Source organism: Eubacterium sp. AF15-50, assembly GCF_934835595.1.
GTDB lineage: Bacteria > Bacillota > Clostridia > Lachnospirales > Lachnospiraceae > Eubacterium_G > Eubacterium_G segne.
The window spans coordinates 1-22,950 of record NZ_CAKVZL010000027.1 but is presented as its reverse complement, the minus strand read 5'-3'; the positions used below and the strand labels follow the sequence as shown (position 1 = coordinate 22,950).

The window sequence follows — 22,950 nt, the reverse complement described above, 5'->3', positions numbered from 1 at the left end:
TCCCGAAGGTTATGGGTGTCTAAATTATCAAGGCCTTTATTTAAAATATAATGAAGTATGCAGCCTGTAAAAGTGTCACCGGCTCCGGTAGTTTCAATGGTATCTTTTGTTAAAAACGGATTTGCTTCCACTACCATACCGTTATAATAAGCCCTGCTGCCTTCTTTTCCCATAGACACTAATATAAGATCTATGTCATATTTTTCCCTGATTTTCTGTACACCATCAGAATAATCTTCCTCTCCGGTAAGCCATTGTATCTCATTATCAGATATTTTTAGAATATTACAATATTCTAAGCCTTTTTTAACCTGAGTGCGGGCATTTTCCATGTTATCCCATAAAGGCTCCCTTATATTAGGGTCAAAGGAGATTATACATCCGCTTTTTTTTGCCACCTCTAATGCCTTGATGGTTGCCTCTCTTACACCCTGATGAGTCATGGATAAAGTGCCAAAGTGAAATATCTTAGAATTTTCTATTAATTCTGAATTAACTTCATCTGCCCTAAGCATCATATCCGCTCCCGGATTTCTGTAAAATGAAAAGCTTCTGTCTCCATCTTCTGCCGTATGTACAAAAGCTAATGTAGTATTAACTTCCTTATCCGTTACAAGATTTTCTATATTAATATTCAGTCCTGAAACTCTTTCTTTAAGCATTTCTCCAAATATATCGTCCCCTACTTTTCCTATAAAGGCTGTTGAATGCCCCAGGTTAGTAAGCATTGACAATACGTTACATGGTGCTCCTCCGGGATTTGCTTCTAACAACGGGTTTCCCTGATTACTTATTCCATTTTCAGTAAAATCTATAAGCAGTTCACCCATTGCGGTAACATCAATTTTACTCATATCAAATCCTCCTTATATTGTCTCCATCTATTTAATGGTTTCTTTTAACTCCCACATCTTTATTTCCCTAATATTAAGACATCCCTCATCAGTCACAATATAGTTGCCTGTCTGACTGCTGTCTGCAAAAACATTGCAGCTACAGTTGGTTTTATAGTCATCCGTATACACTTCAATAGAACTTTTATCCACAAAAGCCCTTATTTTCATGTTCTTTTTGTCCTTTAAAATCAACGGTCCTCGGGCAATGCCTTCACTCCAGTTATCAGAATTGTCTCTGTCAAAATATAGCATCTGATGTTTTAAATCGAAAGTTACTTTTGTTTTGTTGTTTTCATTGCATCTTAAAAGCAATGAAAATTTATCTGCTGTGGTACTTTCCAAATCAATATCCATTTCCATTTCAAAGCAGTCACTTTCTATACAATTAAACTGTTCCTCCTTAGTTACAGATATCTCTTTAATACACTTTTCTTCTTTTCGTATATTTTCAATTTCCTTTATTGGAACAAACTTAAGGGTATTATCCGGACACAAAACCACCTCTCTTGGTAAGTCAAAGAATCCGCACCAGCCTTCCTTAAAGCTTGGGCCCCAATCTTTCCACCATGGCATCCAGTCCCAGGCATTTGCCCAGCCTACAATAATTCTTCTGCCTTTACTGTCTAAAAATGACTGAGGAGCATAATAGTCAAATCCATAGTCAATCTGACCTACATTGGTATATGTAAATTTTCCCGTGTCATAATTCATGTCTCCTACTAAGTACACTGATGTTCTCTCATTTATTCCCATAGGCGAAAACATAAGTACGTGTTTATCTCCTATTTCATAAAAGTCGGGACATTCCCACATATAACCGAACTCTCCTCTGCTCTCTGCAAGAACATTGAAAAACTCCCAGTTTTTTAAATCCTTAGACCGATATAACAGGGCACTTGCCAAATTATTTTTCTTAGAACCACAAACTAAATAGAAGTAATCACCATGTTTCCAAACCTTAGGATCTCTAAAATTACTTTCATCATAGCCTTCCGGCGGGTGTGGAATAATAGGATTATTTTCATATTTTTCAAAATGAACACCATCCTCGCTGTATGCCAGACACTGTGACTGGATAAATCCGTCTCCATAGTTTGTTGTTCCTGTATATACAAGGTATAGCTTTCCATCATGTTCAATGGCACTTCCTGAAAAGCATCCACCTTCCTTATGATTGTCATATGGTTCGCTTGGAGCCAATGCCACCGGGAGATACTCCCAGTGTAGCATATCGTCGCTAATGGCGTGTCCCCAGTGCATTGCTCCCCAATACGCATCATAAGGATTGTATTGATAGAAAAAGTGATATTTATTCTTATAATATATCAGACCATTTGGATCATTAATCCAGCCCTGTTGTGCCATAAAATGATAGTTTTGTCTCATTTTACCTTCAGACACTTTATCTTTTGTTTTCTCAATTTCTTCCTGAGCCTTTTTTATATTCTCATTTAACAATTCCTGTGACATGATATATTTTCCTCCTAATCAATATGTATTGCCCCCTCCCTTCGGTCGGCGACATTTCGTCGGAAACATTTTTATAAATGAACTTCGTTCATTTGGTTTCCTCCTGTATGATTATTTGTCGTATTCGTCTCTTAGTTTCTTTGCAAATTCAGTATTAAGTTTTGACTCACGTCTTGCCTTTGCTTCCTTAATTCTAAACTGCTCATCTCTTGCCGGCTTGTATACTTCCCAACGTTTTTCGTAGCTTTCTATAGCTGCCTTCATTTCCTCGGTAAGTTCAGGCTTTTCTAACTTTCTTTCAGGAAGTACCGGTACTACAGGAAGTCTGTCTTCCACCGGTGGCATTTCCATTTTCATTGTTGTTGGAAGTACCTGATACCAGTAAGCTGTTGAACTCCAGTCATCTGAAAGATGGTTTGCATGTCCATGCTCAATAGTAACTTTAAGACTATTTTCAAATCTTACAGGGTCAGTAATATGGAATCTGTAAGATACCTGGAATCCGTCAGTATCTCCTTCATGAACTATTGTTCCAAAGAACGGATATGCATTTCTCTGCATTCCCCATGCATGGTTAAAGTAATCTTCCGTTCCGGTTCCGTTAAGGCTAGGGTATTCTTCTCCATCTATAAAGAACATATCATTTCCTTCACCCCACCAGCTTCCCTGGAAGTGTTTTACCGTAAGGTTGCATCCTACATAATGTCCTTTTCCTTTTACATCTAACAAAACGTAGTTGTTTTCACCTTTATAATTTGTAACATTGTTTACTTCCGGTGAGTTTACCTGTAACTCAGGTCCCCAGCCTTTGCAAGGGTTCTCTCTATGCCAGCATGCATGGAAGTAAGCTGTTTCCTCATCAAGAGGTTCCTTATACATTTCATAATCAATATTAAAATAAAGAATAAACGGTAATTCATTTTCGTTTATAATTTCAATTTTTGCCTTTTTGTTAAATGGCATTGGGAAGTAACATGATACTGAGCAAGGTGCTCCATATCTTCCTGCCTCTTCCGGTTTTAATGATACATTAAAAGGTAATGATGAGAAATTGCCAGGATAGCAGTTTCCTATACAGAAGAAGTCTCCAAAAGGTACATATACACTTGGATTTTCCTGATCATCCCATGTCATTTTAATTAATACTTTTCTATAGTAATATGGATCATAATCATCCCATATTACGCCAAGAGGTGGTGCAATTTCCATTACCGGTGCTGCTGATGCATTTAAAACCGGATCAAGTATACTAGGTGCCTTTACTCTTCTACATGAAGATGTCATCCATATATGTGTAATGCATCCGGGACCTTCTACTTCCCCTAATGTAATTGATTCACCTGCAGGTATTTCCCAATAATCCTGATTTTTTCCTCTCTGATCCCAACTTGCAAGTCTTCCGTTTCTTGCCTTCTTTACTGATGTTAAATCTTTAAATAATCCTGATACTCTGCTCATTTTTTTCTCCTCTCTTTAACCTTTTACTGCGCCTGCTGTCATACCTTCTACGATGTTCTTCTGGAATAATCCATAGAATATTAATTCAGGTACGATTATCATAATACTTGAAGCTATAATTCCGCCGTAATCTACTGTGTATGTACCTTTAAAGAATGATGCTCCCATGGATAACGTATAATCTGATGCATCTCTTAAGATAACCGATGCAAACGGATACTCATTCCAGATATAAAGAACATTAAATATTACAACAGTGGCTATTACCGGCTTTGTCATTGGTAAAATTACTTTAATAATTAACTGCCTCAAATTACATCCGTCCATTACTGCTGCCTCATCAATTTCACTTGGAAGGGATTTTAAATAACCAACTAAAAGTAAGGTATTAAAGGATATTGATGTAGCTATGTATGGAAGAACCAATCCTACCTTTCCGCTTAATCCAAAAAATACATTTATTTTATATACTGGGAAAAGCAATATAAATGGAGATATTGCCAATCCTAAAATCAGATAACTGTAAACTGCCTTTCTGATTTTCTCATTCATCTGCATTCTTGCTAAAACAAATGCACTTAAAAAGGTAATTACTAATTCTACTACGATTGATATGATACATACAAAGAATGTGTTACCATACAATCTTGGGTAATCAAGTACCTCCAGGGCATGCTTGAAATTTTCTAAGTTAAAACTCTTTGGTAATGCCAGGGGATTTGACATAATATCTGAGTTAGTTTTAAAGGATAGCAAAACCATCCATATAAAAGGAAACACAATTATAAGTGTGATTAATGCCATAACAATGTACATTGCGATTTTTTTCTTTTTATTAATCATATCTTTATGCCTCCTTGTCTCTTTCTCTCATTAAAAACTGGAATACAAACATTATTATAAGAGAAATAATAAATGTTATTGTTGCCAGAGACATTCCATATCCATATTCACCATTTCCAAAAGTTGTTGAATAGCTGTATGTAACTAATGTTTCTGACATATGGTTCGGACCACCGCCTGTAGTCTGCTGTACAATTTCAAATATTTTAAATATTCCTGTTATAAGTAATACGGCAACTGTTGATATGGTAGATTTCATCATAGGTATTGTTACATATCTAAGCTGCTGCCATGAAGAAGCACCGTCAATCTTAACTGCTTCCATTACATCGCCTGGAATCATTCTAAGTCCTGTTATATATATTGTGGTAAGGTATCCCAGCTGCTGCCAGAAATATATAAATCCGATACAATAAGGGGTGAGTTTATTTCCCCCAATCCATGTCTGTTTAAGTCCCGGTAATCCAATGGCATCTAAAATACCATTTATTAAACCAACATGAGGATCTAATATATAAACCCATATAATACCAACTATAATAGGTGCTATAATTGCCGGAGAAAATATCAATGCCTTAGATGTGTCAACAAACTTTAAGTGATTATTTAAAAGCAATGCCACCAAAAATGCTCCCACCAGCAACAGCACAAATGCCACACCAAATATAATCATTGTATTTTTAAATGAAATCCATAATGTATCATCCTGAAAAAGTCTTTTATAATTTGTTAGCCCGTTAAACGTTGCTTTTCCTATTCCGGAATATTTTGTGAAACTATATCCTATAGCCATTATTATCGGTGCAATAATATACACTGTATAAATTATTAATGTAGGCAACAGCAGTCCTATTAAATATCTCTTTTTACTCAACCAAGACACGTCTTTGCCTCCTTTCTCCCAACATTCTCCTTCCTCGCCCACATTCCGTTGTGAAATGTGGGGAAGAGGAGAATCTAATTATAATAATATTAAAGAATTTTAATAGTTCATTTTCTCATCAATTTTTGCAAGGGCATCCTTTGGTTCATAGTTACCTGTAATTACACCAAGAATTGAATCATATAACTGACTCTGAACAGATGATGAAAGCATCAAATCCGGCTGTTTTGCAGGGCTTGCCCATCCTTCATTGATTGATTTCACTACCTCATTTAATGTATGCTGTGCATCTGCCACTTCAATTCCTGTATAGTTTGTTGCAGGGAATACAGAGCCTTCATATGACATCTTTGCTGCTTCTTCGCCATAGTAATATTCAAGGAACTTATAAACCGCTTCTTTCTTTCCACTATCATCTGCTACCTTTGAGCTTACACAAATAGGATTTGATGGTACTTTCATAGCTGCCTTTTGTTCGTAGCTGCTGTCTGAGAATGTAGGTCCCCACCAGAAGCCAACTTTGTCGCCCATCTTTTCATCTAACTCTGCACTATCCCATGCACCTGAATTGAATAAAAGTGCCTTGCCTGACTCAAATGTATTCTTTGCATCAAAGTATTCCTGGGTTGCCATGTTCTTTGCAAATGCTCCTGCCTTTGCAAGACTCTGTAACTTTTCAAAACATTTAAGTAAATCGTCATTGTTAAATTTCTTCTTGCCATCAAGAATATCATTAATGTAATCTGAGTATCCGTAACGGTCTAACATTGCAAGATAACCCCAGATTGCATATGAACTGTTTTTATTTCCCTGAGCAATTGCTGTAATTCCTTTGTCATTACATTTCTTTACAATATCAAGTAATTCGTCAAAAGTTGTTCCGTTCTTAATTTCAACTCCTAACTCTTTTGCAACTTCTTTATTGTAGAAGAAGCCTTCAACATTACACTGATATGGAAGTCCGTACTGGATTCCATCCTTAAATGCTTCCTTAACACTTGCATCAAGAGCTGAATCTGTACTAGTGTATTCTTTTAAAAAGTCTGATAAATCAAGTAAATACCCACCCTCATTATATTCAGAGGTCTGTGATGCATCCAACCAGAATATTTCAGGTAATTTTCCACTTGAAGCTTCAAGCTTCAGATTCTTTAAATGTGCTTCCGTGTCTGCTGCTTCAAATTCAACTTTGTACTTTCCTGAATACTTTTTGTTAAATTCCTGAACAATTTTGTATGTAACTGCCTCCTGTGTTTTTGGATCAGCAACATGTATTCCGAACTTAATTGTTACCTCTCCGTTTCCTTTAGCGCTGTCATCTGACTTAGATGAACTTCCACAGCCAACCATCATTGCTGCTACCATGGTTACTGCCATTACTAATGCTATAATTTTCTTCATTTTCTTTCCTCCTTTAGCATTTATTAATTTGCGGAACCCTTTTCTTGACCCTTTTCCACATTTTTACAGTGTGTTATTTGTTTTTGTGATTTTTGTATGTGGAACGGGTTCCATTTGATAGCTTTATTATATATTTTTACTTATGTTTTGTCAATATCATTTTTAACCTTTGTGCATATTGCTATATATTTTCTCTTTTAATTGGTTATTAAGTATATATTTTTCATTGTTCAAACGTTTTCATTGTTATTTTTTTAACATTAAAATATATCAAAAAATAAAAAAAATAAACTTTATACCGGTGATTTTATTAATCGCCAACATAGAGTTTATTTTTTTACCTGTTATTTATATATTAATTTGTAAATTATACTCTGGTACTGTCTCCTCTTATAAGTACAGTTTCTAAGTATATATTTTTTTCCGTAGCAGCATTTCCATCTATGGCTCTTGTAATTATTCTTGTTGCCTCTTTCGCCAGTCTTTCAATAGGCTGCTTAATCTTCGTAAGGGACGGATGTGCCATATCTGTTACATATGTTCCGTCATATGCAATAATTTTTAAATCTTCAGGAATTTTTCTGCCTTTGCTTAACGCATACTTCTCAAACAGCATGGCAACAAGGTCCGTTCCAAACATTCCATCTGCATCCGGATACATATCGTATACTTCTTTTACTACCTGAGCGAAATATTCCGTATCAAATTTGTTCCACTCCATTTCATAAGTGTACACTTGAATTCCTGCTTTCTTTAATTCCCGCTGAAAGTATTCATGTCTCTCCAATGCCGGAGACTGAACTTTCTTAGCTCCCTGGAGTTGAACTACCTTTTTGCATCCACATCTTATAAACTCCCTTGCTGCCATAATTCCACCATGTCTGTGATCCACTGACACTATGGGAATCCTGTCGTCAATATATCGATCTAATGCAACAATAGGCATATCGTTTATAAGATATTCATCCACATTTAATGAATGAACACCGGTTATAATACCATCTACAACACATTTCTTAAGCATCTGCAAATACTCTGTTTCATATTCGCTATTCTTAGCTGTGCTGCACACCATAGTTTTATATCCCTTTTCATGCAATGCACTTTCTACCTGATTCACAAACTCCGAAAAAAAAGGATGTTCCAAAGCAGGCACCAAAACTGCAATTATACCACTTTTGTTTCTAAACAAATTTCTTGCCAATTCATTTGGCATATAATCCAGCTCCTTCATTGCTTTTTCAATTTTATCTTTTGTTTCCTCAGAAACATAACCACTGTTGTTAATAACTCTCGATACGGTAGCAACTCCTACTCCCGCTCTTCGTGCCACATCCTTAATTCCAGGCATCTTTTTCCCTCTTATTCTCCAAATTTCACTGATACTGACTCAAACATTTTAATATATGAATTGCCCTTTACATAAACATATTCATTATTATCAAGCTGTGCCTTTTTGTATCCTGCGTCTGACAATTCCTGATAATTACTTATTGTTGAAAATACTATATTATCCTTTGTTAAATCCTCCGGCTGTTTTGCATATATGGTGTATTCATTTAAAATCAGTTGATATGCATAGGTATTTCTTTGTACACCTATTCTGTCGTAGGAATCCACTACATAAATATCCTTTGGCACATCACAGCCTTTATCTTCTAACTCTCTTACTATTTGGGTTCCTGCATCACTGTACGAAGCAGTATTGCTGCAATAGTACTGATCCCACACTGCTGCACCATAAATATATTCATATCCCAATAGCAATGTGATAATGACTAATGGAACCATAAGTTTCTTTTTGTAATAACATATTAAAAATACCACAAGAAGAATTACCGTAATAACTGTCGCCATTAAGTAATATCTGGTTCTCATAGGCACTTTGCCGCCTATGTCGTAACCTCTAAATGCATTGTACACTTCTGAAGCCACTCTTGATGTTCCCATTTTAGGTAAAATAAAGCATACCCATACTGTCTGGAATGACAAAAGAAGTATTGCAAATCCCACAAGATATTTTCTAATACTTTCTCTTTTCTCATATATCATAGCAATGCCTGTCATAAATACCGGTCCTAAAAACGGTCCCACATATCGTACATAAGTAAGAGCCTTAAATCCGTAAGGATTTCCACCATCCAGTGCCGGTACCACACGCTTTAACCATGTAAAACACTGGGCAAGCATTACAGCTCCAATACACATAATAAATAATGCTGAAATTACAAGACAAAATGGTTCTGCATTAAAGTTTCCTTCTTCATCCTTCACTGCCAATGCTTTTTTTGTAACTATAAGCTGTGCTATTGTATCCTTATATCTGAAAATAAGCATTATAAGTATAAGGGCAAAAATGCCTCCTGAAAATACCAATACAGTATTAATCTGCCCGAAAATTGTAGAACCTACTGCATTCCACGTTTTTGGATTTGCCAACTTCTGTGGTGTTATATCCATTTTTGCCTTTGTATTTCTTAAAAACTTTCCTTCCTGCCAATTCCAGATAGTTTTTTTAACCATGGTATTAAACTTACCTGCCGCAAAATAAAACACTCCAAGGGAAATTATTCCTGATATTGGTTCTACAAGCCACTTTCTGTAGAATATAAGATAACATACAACAACAATACAGAAAGCAATAAGAATAACCTTTGTTCTGGCATGGGTTGTAAGCAAATATGTAATTAAAAACATAATGCCAACCGTGTATATGATTTTTTTCTTTTTATTGTTACCATATTCAATTAGCTTGCAGGCAAACAAGGTTATAATCCATACACAGCCAATAACTATATGTTCATTAAACACTTCCATTGCTCTTGTTACTACCATAAATGAACATGCAATGGAGCCTATAAATAAATAAGCTCTTTTATCAACCTTAAGGTATTTCTTCATAATATAGTAGCTTATTGGTGCGCTGATGCTTTGTAAAATTGCACACACGCTAAGGATTGTTCCATAAATTACTGTTACGTTATTTGTCAAATAAAACAGTGGTGCAAATAGTATTGTAAAACCGCCACCGTAATAATATTTTGCAAATGTAGTTAATGCTGTCCAGTCTTTTCCACCAAAATATGCACCTGTTGACAATGTTCCTAACTCGTCCATAGGTGTTCTCATTGGAGAACTAAAAAGTGCAATACAAATAAGACGTGGAATAAGTACAATTAAAAATACCCACAGCAAATCATATTTTTTTGCCTTCATTTTAATTTCTGTCTCCTTCTTCATATAACTTTATTGACTTTCTGACTCTAAACGGGAATAACAGCTGGCTTCTTATTACCACTGAATGATGCTTTTTCTTGGAATTTAAAGCATTCTCAAGCCATGCCATTGATTTCTTTCTTTCATTGTTTAATATTTCATTAACCTTAGTGTAATCTAATTCCATTTCGTTGTCAAAAGTTCCCAATTCATTAGGATCCCACACAAATCTGTCCATTAAATCAAATTCTTCCATTAAAGAAATAAAGCGGTCTGCCCCTCTTCCCGGATTTGAAATAGCATAAAAAGGCTTTTCAAATAAAATTGAAATACAAGTTCCATGGAAAGAATCAGTAACAACCATATCACTATGTTTAAAATAGAATAACCAGTCATCTACTTCCACATCAGATACTACATATTGGTCTAAATCCATTTTTTCCCTATTAGTTTCAAACAAATGTGGCCATCCGTCCAACATAACTACCAAATCTTTGTTATATTTTTTTGCAAGCCTTAATAATGCTTCCCTCTTTTCAGGGGTAGGATCAAGTATATAAGCTGCAATGTAGTTTGACTTTACTTTTCTGTCTGATTCATTAGCTATGTCTCCTAAGCAGTTGCTTTCACATAAAAGCACCGGGTCTAAAACGTGTTCTGCACGGATTCCCAAAAGTTTTTCGCACATATTTACGTTGACCTTTTCCCTTACGGAAACATAATTCATTCTTCTTAAGCATTTTACCGCTTTCCACATATATTCCTTTGGAGCCTTAAATCTGTCAGTACCAAAGGATGTGGCATAGGATATTTTTTTATTCTTACGATTTACAAAATCCAGAAAATAGCTGTGTCCGAATATTTTAGTAACATTGTATTTCCACAACTGATCAGCTCCTAAAACAAAGGCATCACATACATCATTCAACTTTCCTATTTCATCCACATGATAAGCAGGACTTATATCGTAATGTGCCCTGGCAAATCTTAATGAATGTCTGTCTTCCATTGACGCCTCTTCAAAATGATCTAAATATGGTCTGTGAATCATTAAAACTGACTTTCCCATATTTTTAATTGCATAATATAATGAATAATAAGTCGCGATGCTTCCATAATTGCATCCAAACCATACTCCAAGTATTCCCACATCATACTTTTTCTTCATTCTGCGCTCCATTCTTTATCACAAATTACTTTAAATTAATTACTTTTTTATCTTTCTTAAAACTACCTTCAGACGCCACTTAACTCCTGCCTCAATTCTGTATAAGCTCCACTTGCCTTCATAGCTTAGTTTTTTCTTTAATTTATTAATAATCTGCTTTTTTTGTTCACCATCAGATTCAGGGATCTTTATGTTATCAGGCAAAAGCTTTCTAACATTAATCTTCTTTGCACCCTTTGCCACATTAGCCTTACCCCATGTTACATATTCTTCATTAGTAAACACGAAGTTTCTGCATCTTCCCTGAACACCCAGTGCCTCGTCATCATTTTTTATTTCCACATAAGCCGGAAAATGTTCCCTTACAAATTCATATACCTGGTACTTAAGAGGACTTATTTCCTCATCTCGTCTGTCCCATACTAACAGCACTGAGAAATTTCCCATGCTTATTAATTTATATTCTTCCAATGCCCTGTATGCATCATCCATATTTTGTGGTTTTAATGCAAAGTAAGCATAGTCAAAAGTATCCTGTTCACAGCATTCTAAGCATTTAGTAAATGAGGCATACTTTGCCATGGACATAAATCTGTCCCTTAAAGGCTCTGCATGAAAAGGTTTATCAAGAGGCTGTCCTCTTCTTAAAACAAAATCAAGAGGAACCGTCTCAAATAACTTAAGCTTTGATTTTATTCCTGATAGCACTTCCATTCCCTTATCATTATTGGCAATTATAAGAGAGGTTCCCTTGTCATCATTAAAATCCGGGTTATATTTAAAAACTCCCCAGAAATCTCCAAGAGTAATATCTCCCTGCCTTGGAAGGGTTGCATAATTACAGGTCTGACAATGAGGTCTCACAGTAAAGGCTCTTGTAAAAGCACGGTAAAACTTATCTTCCGCCTTTATTTTTCTGTATTCACTTCCATCTTCATACTTAACTGTCATTCCTGTGGAATTAATTTCCCACTTGTAAATGTCTTTATCTCTAAATCCTACGTATTTGACCTTTTTATCTTTATGAACATCATCCATATATTTCTTAAAGCTTCCCGGTGTAGGCCCACCGTGGCATAAAAGGTCAATAGTTATAAGTTTGTCGTATTTTTTTCCAAGAAATCTTTTAAATCCGGCTATCTGGCATCCGCATCCTGCGTACAATGCACTTCTTCCTTCATCTAAGGCTTTCTTAACTTCCTTAAAAGTGTTTTTTGTAATACTTTGTATATATTTAGAGCTTCGTAGTTTTTCCAGACCTTCTTTTGTGTCAACTACAATATGGGAAATATTGAAATCATCATCAAAAGCTGCTCCGCAAACTACTCCTCCCTCATCTATAATTTGTTCTGCAATAATGGTAAAAATGCCACCTGAAGAACTTTTCTTTCTTATTTCGTCATTTCCAAATCCCGCAAAGCATTTAGGCTCTTTGAAATTATCTGAATAAGGATGTAATCCCGGACAGGTTCTTGAACACTTGCCACACTGAATACACTTGTTAAAGTCTATTTTAGGATAAATTGCTCCCTCATCATCAAATTCCATTGTTATGGCATCTACAGGGCATACCCCATAGCATGCTCCACATCCGCAGCATTCTTTTTTAAGCACCTTTTTAACTGTTTTATCTGTATCCTTCGGCTTTTGAAGTGCCTCTTTAAGCCATGTCATCGAACGCTGTTTTTCCATGGAAATAATCTTATTGTGTTTGTTTCTATCGTATGTTTCTAACAAGTCATATCTCTTTGTAATTTCACCGGGGCTGGTAAAATATCTCTCTTTTATGTCTAACATTTCAGAAAGTGAATTAAATCTTGCGGCACCACGGTTTTCATTGTTTATAATCACAAAAGGTGTTCCAAATATTGCCGCAAAGCTTGCCCCATGACAGGAATCAGTAACTACGCATTTAGCATTTTTAATGTAATAAAGCCAGTCCTGGGTAGTTATGTCTGAAACAGTATTTGGAAGATTTAAAGCCTTCTTAAATCTTTCAAATTTGTTTGGATTTCCATCTAATATATTAATAAGCTTCAGATTTTTCTTTTCTGAAATTTTTAAAAGACTTTCCCTGATTTCATCTGTAGGATTTAAAATATAAGCCAGCATGTAATCTTCCTGTATGTCAAGATTGCTTTCCTTTACTAGCTCATTGTAGTCATTTTCATCTAATAAAAAAACAGGGTCTAACACCTGGGTTCCATTTATTCCAAACTCATCCTTTAAAACCCTTACACCGCTTTCTTCCCTGACAGATATGGCATCAAACTTCTGAAGTTCCCTGGTAACTCCTGCCACCTTTTCTAAAGGCGTAAAGGAAACTTCGTGTCCAAAAGATGATGCGTAGGCAATTCTTTTTTTGTCAGAATTTGCAAAATCAAGATAGTAATTGAGTCCATAGCTTTTTGCAATGGTGAAATTCCACACCTGGTCGCATCCTAACATAAAAGTGTCACAGTAATTGTTTAGCACTTTCATGTCCTCTACAGGAAGGGATGGAGCAAAATTCTTATAATGTGTCTTTGCAAAAACCCTTGCATGAGATGTATCATCTAATTCAAATTCAAAGCCCTTTGTTTCCACTGCCTGTTTATCCAACATTAAAACTGAATAACCAAGTCTTGACAAAACAGTATTAAGGGCATAATAGGTCATGACGCTACCGTAGTTAGCGCCATACCACATGCCCATTATTCCAATATCAAATTTTTGTGTTCCCAGTATATCAAATACTTTCTGTTCACTTTCCGTCATGAAACCACCTGTTAATCTATTCCAAGATATTTTTTCCAGAAGTCTTCGCTTACAAGTTCCTTGTATCTTTCCCTATAACTCTTTGCCGCTTCATCATACTTTTCGTCTATAAGCTTCATTGCCTGCTTCATTACTTTTCTGCCACGGAAGAATTCTTTTCTGTCCCTTGCTATATAAATTGCGTTCTGGTAATTGTCTGTAACAATATATTCCCCAATTCTGAATAATTTATAAACGCTTCCATAAGGTGCGTTAACGGTAACCTTATCCTTTTTAACCGGGAAGAAATATCCGTTAAGGGTTATTTTGTGGAGCAATCTTGAAATAAACGGAAGCTTATAATCTCCCTGCTCGCCACTTACTAATTCTTCCTCTGTAAGTCCCTTATATCCGATATAATCTTCAATCTTTTTAGCCTTATAGTTCATTCCTATAAGTTCCTTGTGAAGCTTCTCACTGTCTGTTTCTAACAACCAGTCAATTCCCTTACAGAAATCCTCTGCCGCCCTGTAGTTATATTCAATATACTTGTAACGGTATCTTGAAATATTAACCCATATTGCACGCTTAACCGCTTTCTTAAAATCTTCCTTTGTGTAATCAGGGCACTGAATTGCATTAATAATAGCCTCATTTCTAATGTCATAATAATCTAGCATTCCAGGCATTTTCCCTGCAAAAGCTTCATGCCAGATACAAATTCCGTTAATAAGAATAAATCTGCCACGTCCTACTCTTAAACCATACTCAATATCATCTCTGTGAATAAATATTGGTAACGGAAGATTGTTATCATCAATTTCTGAAAGTGGTATACAGCAGTACCACCATCCTGTATATTCAATAGGCTTGTCTTCAATTTCTGATTCAAGCACCATATCTAATTGTCTAATATCCAAATCATTCTTTAATGCCTTTATTTTACCTTTATTCCACTGTGCTCCTGCTTCAAACTGAAGATATGGAACATTAAGAACCAAAAGTTTTCCTCCGATTGTATGTCCAAAGTATTCAGGCTTTAAATATGATAATAAAATATAATTTAATTCTATTGCAGCTGAACTGATAGTTGCATCATCATCCATTAAAAGTACATGGGTAAATCCCATTTCCTTCTGGCGTTTCTTTGTTTCAATAATACCTCTTGTGAAACCACCAACTCCACCAAGGTTTGCGTTTTTGCTTACTGTTATAAATTCATTTGAATCTACAATTCCGTCAAGGGATGATGCATTATCTGAAATGTGAATCCACAGATTTCTGTATAAAGGTGAATCCTCATTTTCCAAAATATCATGGAAAATAATTCCCATATTTCTCTTAACATACTTTTCACGCTTAAATGTACATATATCTATGGCAAGCTTTACTGTCTGTGTAGGCTCCATGTCTACTGTGTCATATGAACCGCCATATATTGTAACTTCACTATCCTTTGCTTCGATTTCAGCATAATAAATTCCTTCATCAGCCAGTTTACCAAAATCAAATACTGATTTCTGTCTTGTTTCATTGTTTACATCAAAGGACTTAATTTCATTAACTTTAATGTCATTACCTTCTTTTTGTGCATGCATTAATTTAACAGTAGCACTTCCTTCCATGTCAAGTAATAATGAAATAGTATCAATTACTGTGTACTTTGCCCATTTTCCAACAGAAAAACTGTTTGAGTAAGTATCAAGTGAAACCTTTCCTCCTTTATGGATTTTTATGCCGCTTTCTTCGTTTCCGAAAAACTCAGCATTTTCCATTCTGCAGTAAATCGATGCGGTCTCTAAATCATAGCTTTCCTTGTTTTTCATTAACTCTTCATCTGCGCATATAATTTCTTTATATGCAATGTCCTGTAAAATTAATTTCTGTATTCTCATCTTTTCTTCTCTCTTATTCACTTTCTATATTTTTATAGGTTATGTTATTAACCTTTACTAACTTTTTTGTTTAATATAATAACAAAATCTTGCCAGCGGATATGCCTTGTATCCTGTTTTTCTAAGTATCCTTACAGCCGAATTAATATTTGACTGATAGATTGCAGGATAATTGCTCTTTATTTTTTCATCAATAACTTTCATATCCTTAGAAACCTTTTTTGAAAATGGAAAACTTAAATATATTTTCATTCTGCTGGCCACTAATCTTGCAATTACATTTTCAATGTATTTTTTCTTTGAATCTGCAATGTTTAGTTCTACATTTTCATCGTAGAACTTAAGTAGTGCCTTAAGCACCCTGTCAAAATTAGTGGAATTGCGTTTCATTTTTTCCACATTCATGCTTTGGTTTGGCAACCCTATTCTGTACTGATATACAAAATCCGGAATAAACTTTACCGTGTTTATATATGGTATTGGATAAACAACAAATTCCATATCAACATAAAAGCAGTTTTCATCGATTTTCCTTATTTGTCTGAGAATATCCGTCTTAACAGTATATCCGTGCATTTTGAGGAAAATTTCATGGGGCAGCTTTTCAAAATTATATTCCCTGTTGTAAACCACACCATCAAAAGGCTTTTGAAATTCCACTGTCTTCTTTCCTGTGTCATTGTCTACCCAGTAATAATTGGAGTAAACCAAATCGCAATCATCTTTTTTAAGTGTTGCTATAAGGTTAATCATAGATTTTGTATCCACCCAGTCATCACTGTCTACCACTTTAAAATATTTTCCCGTGGCATTTGCTATTCCTGTATTTATGGTTGAACCGTGGCCACCATTTTCCTTATTTATTAATTTAAAAGTATCCGGATATTTCTCTGTATATTCCTTAGCAATGATAGGAGATGAATCTGTAGAACCATCGTTTACTATTAAAATCTCCATATCATCTATTATTTCCGGTATTATAAAAGAATCCAGACACTGTTTTAAATATTTTTCCACATTGTATGTTGGAATTGTTACTGACAATATCTTTGACATTTTATCTTCCCTTCACAATTCTTGCAAGTAATCTTGGCAAAACCGTTATGGCATGTCCCGCTTTATAAGAAAAAGAATCATACACTTCCTGCACTCTACCTTCAAGCTCTCTCTTTTCTTCTTCTTTTACCCTTAACTGTTCATCCCTGTCTTTTATCTGATTTTTCAGGTCTTCAATTTCACCTTTTAAATTATCAATCCAGTTAACATGATTTTTTATGTCTTCTTTTATTTGCATAATAATAGGATTATATACCTTATATATGTCCCTATTATTTTCATCTAACATATTAACATCTATATAATTCATGGTTTTAAGCATCTCTTCAAAAACATCACAGGCATATTCCTCAAAGAAAATACTGTCTCCTAACAACTGTCTGTACTCATCATTTAATCTTCGTATTGTCAGGTTATGAAGCTTTTTTAATCCATATTTCGATGATATCTGAAGATTATCACTTATTCCCTTTAATAAATCACAAACCTTTTGTCTGTTCCATTTTATTTCAGTATGACCATATCTGTAACAATATGCCAGCTTATCTACTCCGTAAAAACGCCTTGCCGCTATCATTGCCTCCACAAAAAACGGTGGATCCTGATATCTCACATATTTTTTAAAGCTAATATGATTTTCCGTCAAAAGACTTTTTTCAAATATAAATCTCTGATATCCGAAATCAAACTGATAATCAGTATATTCAATAACACCGTCTTTTTCAAAATGATAGCCAAAATATCTGTCAGGGAATTTTTCATTATAAATTCCATCGTGATAGTCCATAAAACTTCCACCTGCAATGCTGACATTATTTTTCTCAGCTCCCACATAAAGCGTTTCCAATATTTCCTTATCAGGATACCAGTCATCAGGATCCATGAAAATAACATATTTTCCGGATGCTTCTTCTATTCCCAGATTTCTGGCACAAGAAACCCCCTGATTATTCTGTTTTATAACTCTGATTCTGGAATCTCTGTTACAATATAGCTTTAAAACTTCCTCTGAGCCATCTGTAGAGCCGTCATCAATACACAATATTTCTATTTCCCTTAAAGTTTGAGACACTATACTGTCTAAACACTGGGGAAGATATTCTTCCATATTGTATATTGGAATTATTACAGAAATTTTTATCATTTACTTAATCCTTCCCTTTAATTATTTCCCATACTTTTTAAACCCATTGTAGGTATACGCACAAAAATAGAATGCGGTCTTTATTAATCCGTATCCTAAATATCTGTAACATCCTATCTGCATCTTTGCTGACTTAAATTTGTTTCGGGACTTTCCATTTTCACTTAATCTGCTACACAAAAACGGAACATCTATTCCATATACACGATTATATTTCCTTAAAATCTCCATCCACATAATGTAATCTTCATGGAGTTCATCGTGACACATATAAAATTCCTCTGCCAGTTCCTTTTTCATTACAACTGACGAACACGGTATATAATTTGTCCTAAGCATCATTTTATATGTTATTTTTTCAGGGATAGGAATTACCTTTCCTGTTGTACTGCCATCAGCATTCATTAATTCTCTTCCGGTGGCTGTAAAAGATAAATTATTTTCTTTCATAAAAGCAATTTGCTTTTTTAACTTGCCTTCCTTCCACCAGTCATCTGCATCTAAAAATGCAATGTATTCACCTTTTGCTTTTTTAATACCAAGATTTCTTGCCTCAGCCACACCCATGGACCTGCCGCTAGTTAACAACCTTACGGAAACACCGTTATTAAGATTGTTTTCTCTAGTGGAAATCCTGCATGCCATATCTAAAACTATATTTTTTGTGGCATCGGTAGAATTATCATCTATAACTAATATTTCAATTGAAAAATCCCCCTCCTGTGTGCAAACGGAGTCTAGAGCCTTTTCAATATATTTTTCTTCATTGTATGCTGGCATAATAACCGAAATCATTGTCATTTTTTTATTTTCTGCCATTTTTCTTTCCTATATTTAATACGAATAATTCTTTTCCTATCTCTTATACCATATTTACACTATGATAACAAGTAAATTTGCATAATAAACCTCTTTAATTATACTGTCTATTGGCAAAAAAGTCATCATAAATTTTATCCGTTGCAAATACCACAATGTTATTGCGTCAAATGCCTCATTGATTTATAATCTTAACTAGTTATATTTTTACATATAAGACTGTAATGCCTTTATTTTTTGCAGTCAAAAGGAGATTTTCTATGAAAAAAGATTACTTAATGGGTAACGGTGCCATTGCCCTTGGGGCACTTGCCGCAGGAATAAATCTTGTGTCAGGCTACCCCGGCACACCGTCATCTGAAATACTTGAAACAGTAAGTAAATATAAGCAGGGAGATGTACACGTAGAATGGTCTGTCAATGAAAAGGCAGCCTTAGAACTGGCCGCTTCTGCTTCCTATGCTGGAGCCCGCACTTTAGTTACCATGAAGCAGGTGGGACTAAATGTTGCCTCTGACCCCCTTATGTCTCTTGCATATGTTGGTGTAAAAGGTGGTATGGTTATAGTTTCTGCTGATGATCCAGGTCCAATTTCTTCCCAGACAGAACAGGACACAAGAATGTTTGCATCATTTTGCCGCATTCCTGTTTTTGATCCTTCCTCACCGGAAGAAGCATTTTCAATGATTCAGGATGCCTTTGACTATTCCGAAAAGTATAAAACACCTGTACTTTTCCGCCCTACTACCCGTATATGTCACGCATATGCGTCTATAGACATTCCTGAAACAACAACGCCTAAATTGTATGATGGCTTTGTAAAAGATTCAAAACGTTGGGTTATTTTTCCAAAGCTTTCATTTATGAATCACGCCATGATTGAAAAAAGAAATCCTCTTATTGGTGACGATTTTTCTACATATTCCAAAAATATTGTTACAGGCAGTGGAAAGAAGGCTGTTTTTACAGGTGGTATAAGTTATGCTTATGCTAAAGAATATCTACAGGATTATCCTGAAGTTAAGCTTTGTAAAATTTCCACTCCTTATCCATTTCCTGAAAAGTTTGTTTTATCATGCCTTGAAGGAGTAGATGAGGTTATATGCCTTGAAGAGCTTAGTCCTTTCATTGAAGCTGAGGTGACTAAATTAATTGGTAAGCACAGGCTTAATATAAAGGTATATGGTAAGGAAAGTGGTTATGTTAAAACCAGTGGAGAAAATTCAGCAGATTATGTGGCTAAGGTTTTAAGTGATTTTCTTAAAATTCCTTCACAGGAAGCAGGAATTTATTTAGGTGATATGCCTGATTTACCTGTCCGTCCTCCTGTTTTATGTGCAGGATGCCCCCACCGTGCCTCATTTTATGCAGTGAAAAAGGCAATGGAAGGTAAGAATGCTTATTTTTGTGGTGATATAGGATGTTATACCTTAGGAAATGCAATGCCTCTTGACATGGTAGACACCTGTCTTTGTATGGGTGCAGGAATTACAATGGCTCAGGGTTTTCACTGGGTAGATAAGGAAGGTACCTGTTTTGCCTTTGTTGGAGATTCCACGTTTTTTGCCTCCGGCATGACTGGTATTGTTAATGCTGTATACAATGAAGCTGACATGATTCTTTGCGTTCTTGACAATTCAACCACAGCCATGACAGGACATCAGCCTCACCCCGGAACCGGAAAAAACATGATGGGTGATATTGTTGATAAAATAAGTATTGAACATATATTAGAAGGCATGGGAGTTAAGAAGATTGTTACGGTTAATCCTCTTGATTTAAATAAATCAGTTGAGGTTATTAAGGACTGTGCCTCTCTTCCGGGTGTAAAAGCCATTATTTTTAAATCACCATGCATTGCACTGTTTAAGCCTGAAAAGAAGCTTTGTATATCCGATAAATGTATTCAGTGTAAGAAATGTATTCGGGAAATCGGTTGTCCTGCAATAAGTACGGTAAAGGGAAAGGTTACCATTAACGAAGACCTTTGTACCGGTTGTGGCTTATGTAGTCAGGTATGCCCGGTAAATGCTATTGGAGGTGATTTAGATGAATAAAGATATTTTATTATGTGGTGTAGGCGGTCAGGGAACTGTTCTTGCCTCAAAGCTTATTGCCTCAGCTGCAATGCATTTGGGAAACACCGCCCACTCTGCCGAAACCATTGGTATGGCTCAGCGTGGTGGTTCAGTTACAAGTCATATCAGAATCGGTAACAGAGCATTTTCGCCTCTTATTCCTTTAGGAAAGGCAGATATTATTTTAGCTTTCGAGCCTTCAGAAGCCGTTAGAAATCTTTGTTACTTAAAGCAGGACGGAATTGTTATTGTAAATAGCGTTCCCGTTAAACCTACTACAGAGTCATTAAATGATTCAACTTACGACGGTGTGGAAATGATAGAATATTTAAATAAAAAATGTAAATGCGTTGTGGTTGACGCTGATGAATTATGTAAACCGTTTGGCAGCTCAAAGTTTTTCAATGTAGCTATCTTAGGGGTTGCAGTGGGAACTAATGCCACGGGGCTTAATGCTGATACTATTATGTATGAGATTGAACACAGGGTACCGGAACGTTTTGTAGAAACAAATAAAGCGGCTTTTCTTGCCGGCATAAAGATTGGAGAAAAATATGGAATTAACTAATATTCAATTGGAGCAGGTTGATGCTCAAATTAAACGTCTTTTAAATACAGACAGTTATTATGGAAATATTTATCGGAAAAAGGGAATTGACGGTGTTACTTCTCAGGAAGACTTTGAGAAACTTCCTTTTTCAAGTAAGGATGACTTAAGAAATGCTTATCCTTTAGGCATTCAGGCTGTGCCTGATGAAGATGTTGTAAGAATCCATTCTTCTTCAGGTACTACGGGAAAACCGGTTATTATTCCCTATACAGCCAAAGATGTGGATGATTGGGCAATAATGTTTGCAAGATGCTACGAAACTGCCGGTATCACAAAAAAAGACCGTATTCAGATTACTCCGGGATATGGACTTTGGACAGCAGGTATTGGTTTTCAGGCCGGTTGCGAAAAGCTTGGTGCCATGGCTGTTCCTTTGGGCCCGGGAAATACTGAAAAGCAGTTACAAATGATGATAGATTTGCAGTCAACTGTTATTACCGCCACTTCATCTTATGCCCTTCTTTTAGCCGAAGAAATCAACAGACGTGGTCTTAAGGATAAAATCAACTTAAAAAAAGGTGTATTCGGTTCTGAACGTTGGAGTGACAAAATGAGGGAAACCATTCGTGAAAGCCTTGGTATTGAACTATATGATATTTATGGTCTTACGGAAATTTACGGACCGGGTATTGGTATTACCTGTAAAAACGAATGTGGAATCCATTACTGGGATGATTATGTTTACATAGAAATCATTGACCCAGTTACCGGAAAGCCCGTTCCTGATGGAGAAGAAGGGGAAATTGTTATTACAACCTTGGTTAAAGAAGGAGCTCCTCTTATTCGTTTCCGTACCCATGATATTTCAAGGATTATTCCCGGAACATGTGCCTGCGGAAGTAAATATCCAAGACTTGACATTATTAAAGGGCGAAGTGATGATATGTTTAAGGTTCACGGTGTTAATATGTTTCCTAGTCAGATTGAAGACTTACTTTCAAATGTTGATGGAGTTTCATCTGAATATAATGTTACAATTGCTCATGACGATTCTAAAAATAAAGATATCATGATTGTAACTGTTGAAGCGGAAGGACGTGTTGATTTTGAAAAAACCGGAGCTACCATTAGAGAATTGTTTAAATCCAGAATTGGTGTGACTCCCAAAATCACAGTTGTTCCTGCGGGAACTCTTCCAAGAAGCGAAAAGAAAACAAAACGTGTTATTGATTACAGATATAATAACTAAATATTTATTGAAATCGAGTAGGAGGGAAATTTAACTAAATTTCCCGACCTCTCACACCACCGTGCGTACCGTTCGGTACACGGCGGTT

The 22,950-nt window shown here is 35.6% G+C and carries 17 protein-coding genes; 3 read left to right on the top strand and 14 right to left on the bottom strand.

Features of this window, described 5'->3' with window-relative positions:
• From Q5O73_RS04980 to Q5O73_RS04915, 14 genes are all read right to left on the bottom strand, one after another.
• Positions 1–854 (bottom strand): carbohydrate kinase (locus Q5O73_RS04980; protein ID WP_302669166.1); only part of this gene is annotated, 854 nt, incomplete at its 3' end.
• 27 nt (positions 855–881) lie between these two features.
• Positions 882–2,366: a glycoside hydrolase family 32 protein gene (locus tag Q5O73_RS04975; RefSeq protein ID WP_302669165.1), complete on the bottom strand. Its 1,485-nt coding sequence runs from the start codon at positions 2,364–2,366 to the stop codon at positions 882–884.
• A 111-nt stretch (positions 2,367–2,477) separates the two neighbouring features.
• Positions 2,478–3,824, bottom strand: coding sequence for a glycoside hydrolase family 172 protein (locus tag Q5O73_RS04970; protein WP_302624219.1), 1,347 nt, complete (start codon positions 3,822–3,824; stop codon positions 2,478–2,480).
• 15 nt (positions 3,825–3,839) lie between these two features.
• A complete protein-coding gene (locus Q5O73_RS04965; protein ID WP_021953671.1) occupies positions 3,840–4,667 on the bottom strand; it encodes a carbohydrate ABC transporter permease in 828 nt (275 codons plus the stop codon).
• 4 nt (positions 4,668–4,671) lie between these two features.
• The gene (locus Q5O73_RS04960; protein WP_302669164.1) at positions 4,672–5,550 is read right to left on the bottom strand and encodes a carbohydrate ABC transporter permease; all 879 of its coding nucleotides are present in this window, start codon (positions 5,548–5,550) and stop codon (positions 4,672–4,674) included.
• 99 nt (positions 5,551–5,649) lie between these two features.
• On the bottom strand, positions 5,650–6,951 hold the full coding sequence (locus Q5O73_RS04955; RefSeq protein ID WP_302624217.1) for an ABC transporter substrate-binding protein: 1,302 nt from the start codon (positions 6,949–6,951) through the stop codon (positions 5,650–5,652).
• A gap of 367 nt (positions 6,952–7,318) precedes the next feature.
• A complete protein-coding gene (locus Q5O73_RS04950; protein ID WP_021953668.1) occupies positions 7,319–8,302 on the bottom strand; it encodes a LacI family DNA-binding transcriptional regulator in 984 nt (327 codons plus the stop codon).
• An 11-nt stretch (positions 8,303–8,313) separates the two neighbouring features.
• A complete protein-coding gene (locus tag Q5O73_RS04945) occupies positions 8,314–10,167 on the bottom strand; it encodes a hypothetical protein (RefSeq protein ID WP_302669163.1) in 1,854 nt (617 codons plus the stop codon).
• Position 10,168: 1 nt separating this feature from the next.
• Complete coding sequence (locus tag Q5O73_RS04940; RefSeq protein WP_021953666.1) at positions 10,169–11,335, bottom strand: polysaccharide pyruvyl transferase family protein; 1,167 nt, start codon at positions 11,333–11,335, stop codon at positions 10,169–10,171.
• Positions 11,336–11,374: 39 nt separating this feature from the next.
• Entirely contained in the window at positions 11,375–14,092 is a 2,718-nt protein-coding gene (locus Q5O73_RS04935) for a polysaccharide pyruvyl transferase family protein (RefSeq protein ID WP_302669162.1), read from the bottom strand.
• A gap of 11 nt (positions 14,093–14,103) precedes the next feature.
• Positions 14,104–15,966 carry a hypothetical protein gene (locus tag Q5O73_RS04930; RefSeq protein ID WP_021953664.1) on the bottom strand — a complete coding sequence of 621 codons (1,863 nt, stop codon included), beginning with the start codon at positions 15,964–15,966 and terminating at the stop codon, positions 14,104–14,106.
• A gap of 57 nt (positions 15,967–16,023) precedes the next feature.
• Entirely contained in the window at positions 16,024–17,022 is a 999-nt protein-coding gene (locus Q5O73_RS04925) for a glycosyltransferase (RefSeq protein WP_021953663.1), read from the bottom strand.
• A gap of 1 nt (position 17,023) precedes the next feature.
• Positions 17,024–18,166 (bottom strand): glycosyltransferase, encoded by a 1,143-nt coding sequence (locus Q5O73_RS04920; RefSeq protein WP_302669161.1) that lies wholly within the window; start codon positions 18,164–18,166, stop codon positions 17,024–17,026.
• A 21-nt stretch (positions 18,167–18,187) separates the two neighbouring features.
• The gene (locus tag Q5O73_RS04915) at positions 18,188–18,985 is read right to left on the bottom strand and encodes a glycosyltransferase family 2 protein (RefSeq protein WP_243053043.1); all 798 of its coding nucleotides are present in this window, start codon (positions 18,983–18,985) and stop codon (positions 18,188–18,190) included.
• 260 nt (positions 18,986–19,245) lie between these two features.
• Between Q5O73_RS04915 and iorA the strand changes: the two genes are divergently transcribed.
• The 3 genes from iorA to Q5O73_RS04900 are packed head-to-tail and all read left to right on the top strand — an operon-like array spanning position 19,246 to position 22,862.
• Positions 19,246–21,042 (top strand): indolepyruvate ferredoxin oxidoreductase subunit alpha, encoded by a 1,797-nt coding sequence (iorA, locus tag Q5O73_RS04910; protein WP_302669160.1) that lies wholly within the window; start codon positions 19,246–19,248, stop codon positions 21,040–21,042.
• Positions 21,035–21,631: an indolepyruvate oxidoreductase subunit beta gene (locus Q5O73_RS04905; RefSeq protein WP_021953659.1), complete on the top strand. Its 597-nt coding sequence runs from the start codon at positions 21,035–21,037 to the stop codon at positions 21,629–21,631. The genes iorA and Q5O73_RS04905 overlap by 8 nt, the downstream gene beginning before the upstream one ends.
• Positions 21,618–22,862 (top strand): phenylacetate--CoA ligase family protein, encoded by a 1,245-nt coding sequence (locus Q5O73_RS04900; RefSeq protein ID WP_021953658.1) that lies wholly within the window; start codon positions 21,618–21,620, stop codon positions 22,860–22,862. Before Q5O73_RS04905 ends, Q5O73_RS04900 begins: the two co-directional genes overlap by 14 nt.
• Positions 22,863–22,950: the final 88 nt, after the last annotated feature.

What these genes read in the sequence shown, in the direction of transcription:
- Q5O73_RS04970 (WP_302624219.1), bottom strand. Translation starts at nt 3,824, where the DNA reads ATGAGCAGAGTATCAGGATTATTTAAAGATTTAACATCAGTAAAGAAG.
- Q5O73_RS04950 (WP_021953668.1), bottom strand. Translation starts at nt 8,302, where the DNA reads ATGCCTGGAATTAAGGATGTGGCACGAAGAGCGGGAGTAGGAGTTGCT.
- Q5O73_RS04920 (WP_302669161.1), bottom strand. Translation starts at nt 18,166, where the DNA reads ATGATAAAAATTTCTGTAATAATTCCAATATACAATATGGAAGAATAT.
- Q5O73_RS04940 (WP_021953666.1), bottom strand. Translation starts at nt 11,335, where the DNA reads ATGAAGAAAAAGTATGATGTGGGAATACTTGGAGTATGGTTTGGATGC.
- Q5O73_RS04935 (WP_302669162.1), bottom strand. Translation starts at nt 14,092, where the DNA reads ATGACGGAAAGTGAACAGAAAGTATTTGATATACTGGGAACACAAAAA.
- Q5O73_RS04945 (WP_302669163.1), bottom strand. Translation starts at nt 10,167, where the DNA reads ATGAAGGCAAAAAAATATGATTTGCTGTGGGTATTTTTAATTGTACTT.
- Q5O73_RS04955 (WP_302624217.1), bottom strand. Translation starts at nt 6,951, where the DNA reads ATGAAGAAAATTATAGCATTAGTAATGGCAGTAACCATGGTAGCAGCA.
- Q5O73_RS04925 (WP_021953663.1), bottom strand. Translation starts at nt 17,022, where the DNA reads ATGTCAAAGATATTGTCAGTAACAATTCCAACATACAATGTGGAAAAA.
- Q5O73_RS04905 (WP_021953659.1), top strand. Translation starts at nt 21,035, where the DNA reads ATGAATAAAGATATTTTATTATGTGGTGTAGGCGGTCAGGGAACTGTT.
- Q5O73_RS04930 (WP_021953664.1), bottom strand. Translation starts at nt 15,966, where the DNA reads ATGAGAATACAGAAATTAATTTTACAGGACATTGCATATAAAGAAATT.
- Q5O73_RS04975 (WP_302669165.1), bottom strand. Translation starts at nt 2,366, where the DNA reads ATGTCACAGGAATTGTTAAATGAGAATATAAAAAAGGCTCAGGAAGAA.
- Q5O73_RS04965 (WP_021953671.1), bottom strand. Translation starts at nt 4,667, where the DNA reads ATGATTAATAAAAAGAAAAAAATCGCAATGTACATTGTTATGGCATTA.
- Q5O73_RS04900 (WP_021953658.1), top strand. Translation starts at nt 21,618, where the DNA reads ATGGAATTAACTAATATTCAATTGGAGCAGGTTGATGCTCAAATTAAA.
- Q5O73_RS04915 (WP_243053043.1), bottom strand. Translation starts at nt 18,985, where the DNA reads ATGGCAGAAAATAAAAAAATGACAATGATTTCGGTTATTATGCCAGCA.
- iorA (WP_302669160.1), top strand. Translation starts at nt 19,246, where the DNA reads ATGAAAAAAGATTACTTAATGGGTAACGGTGCCATTGCCCTTGGGGCA.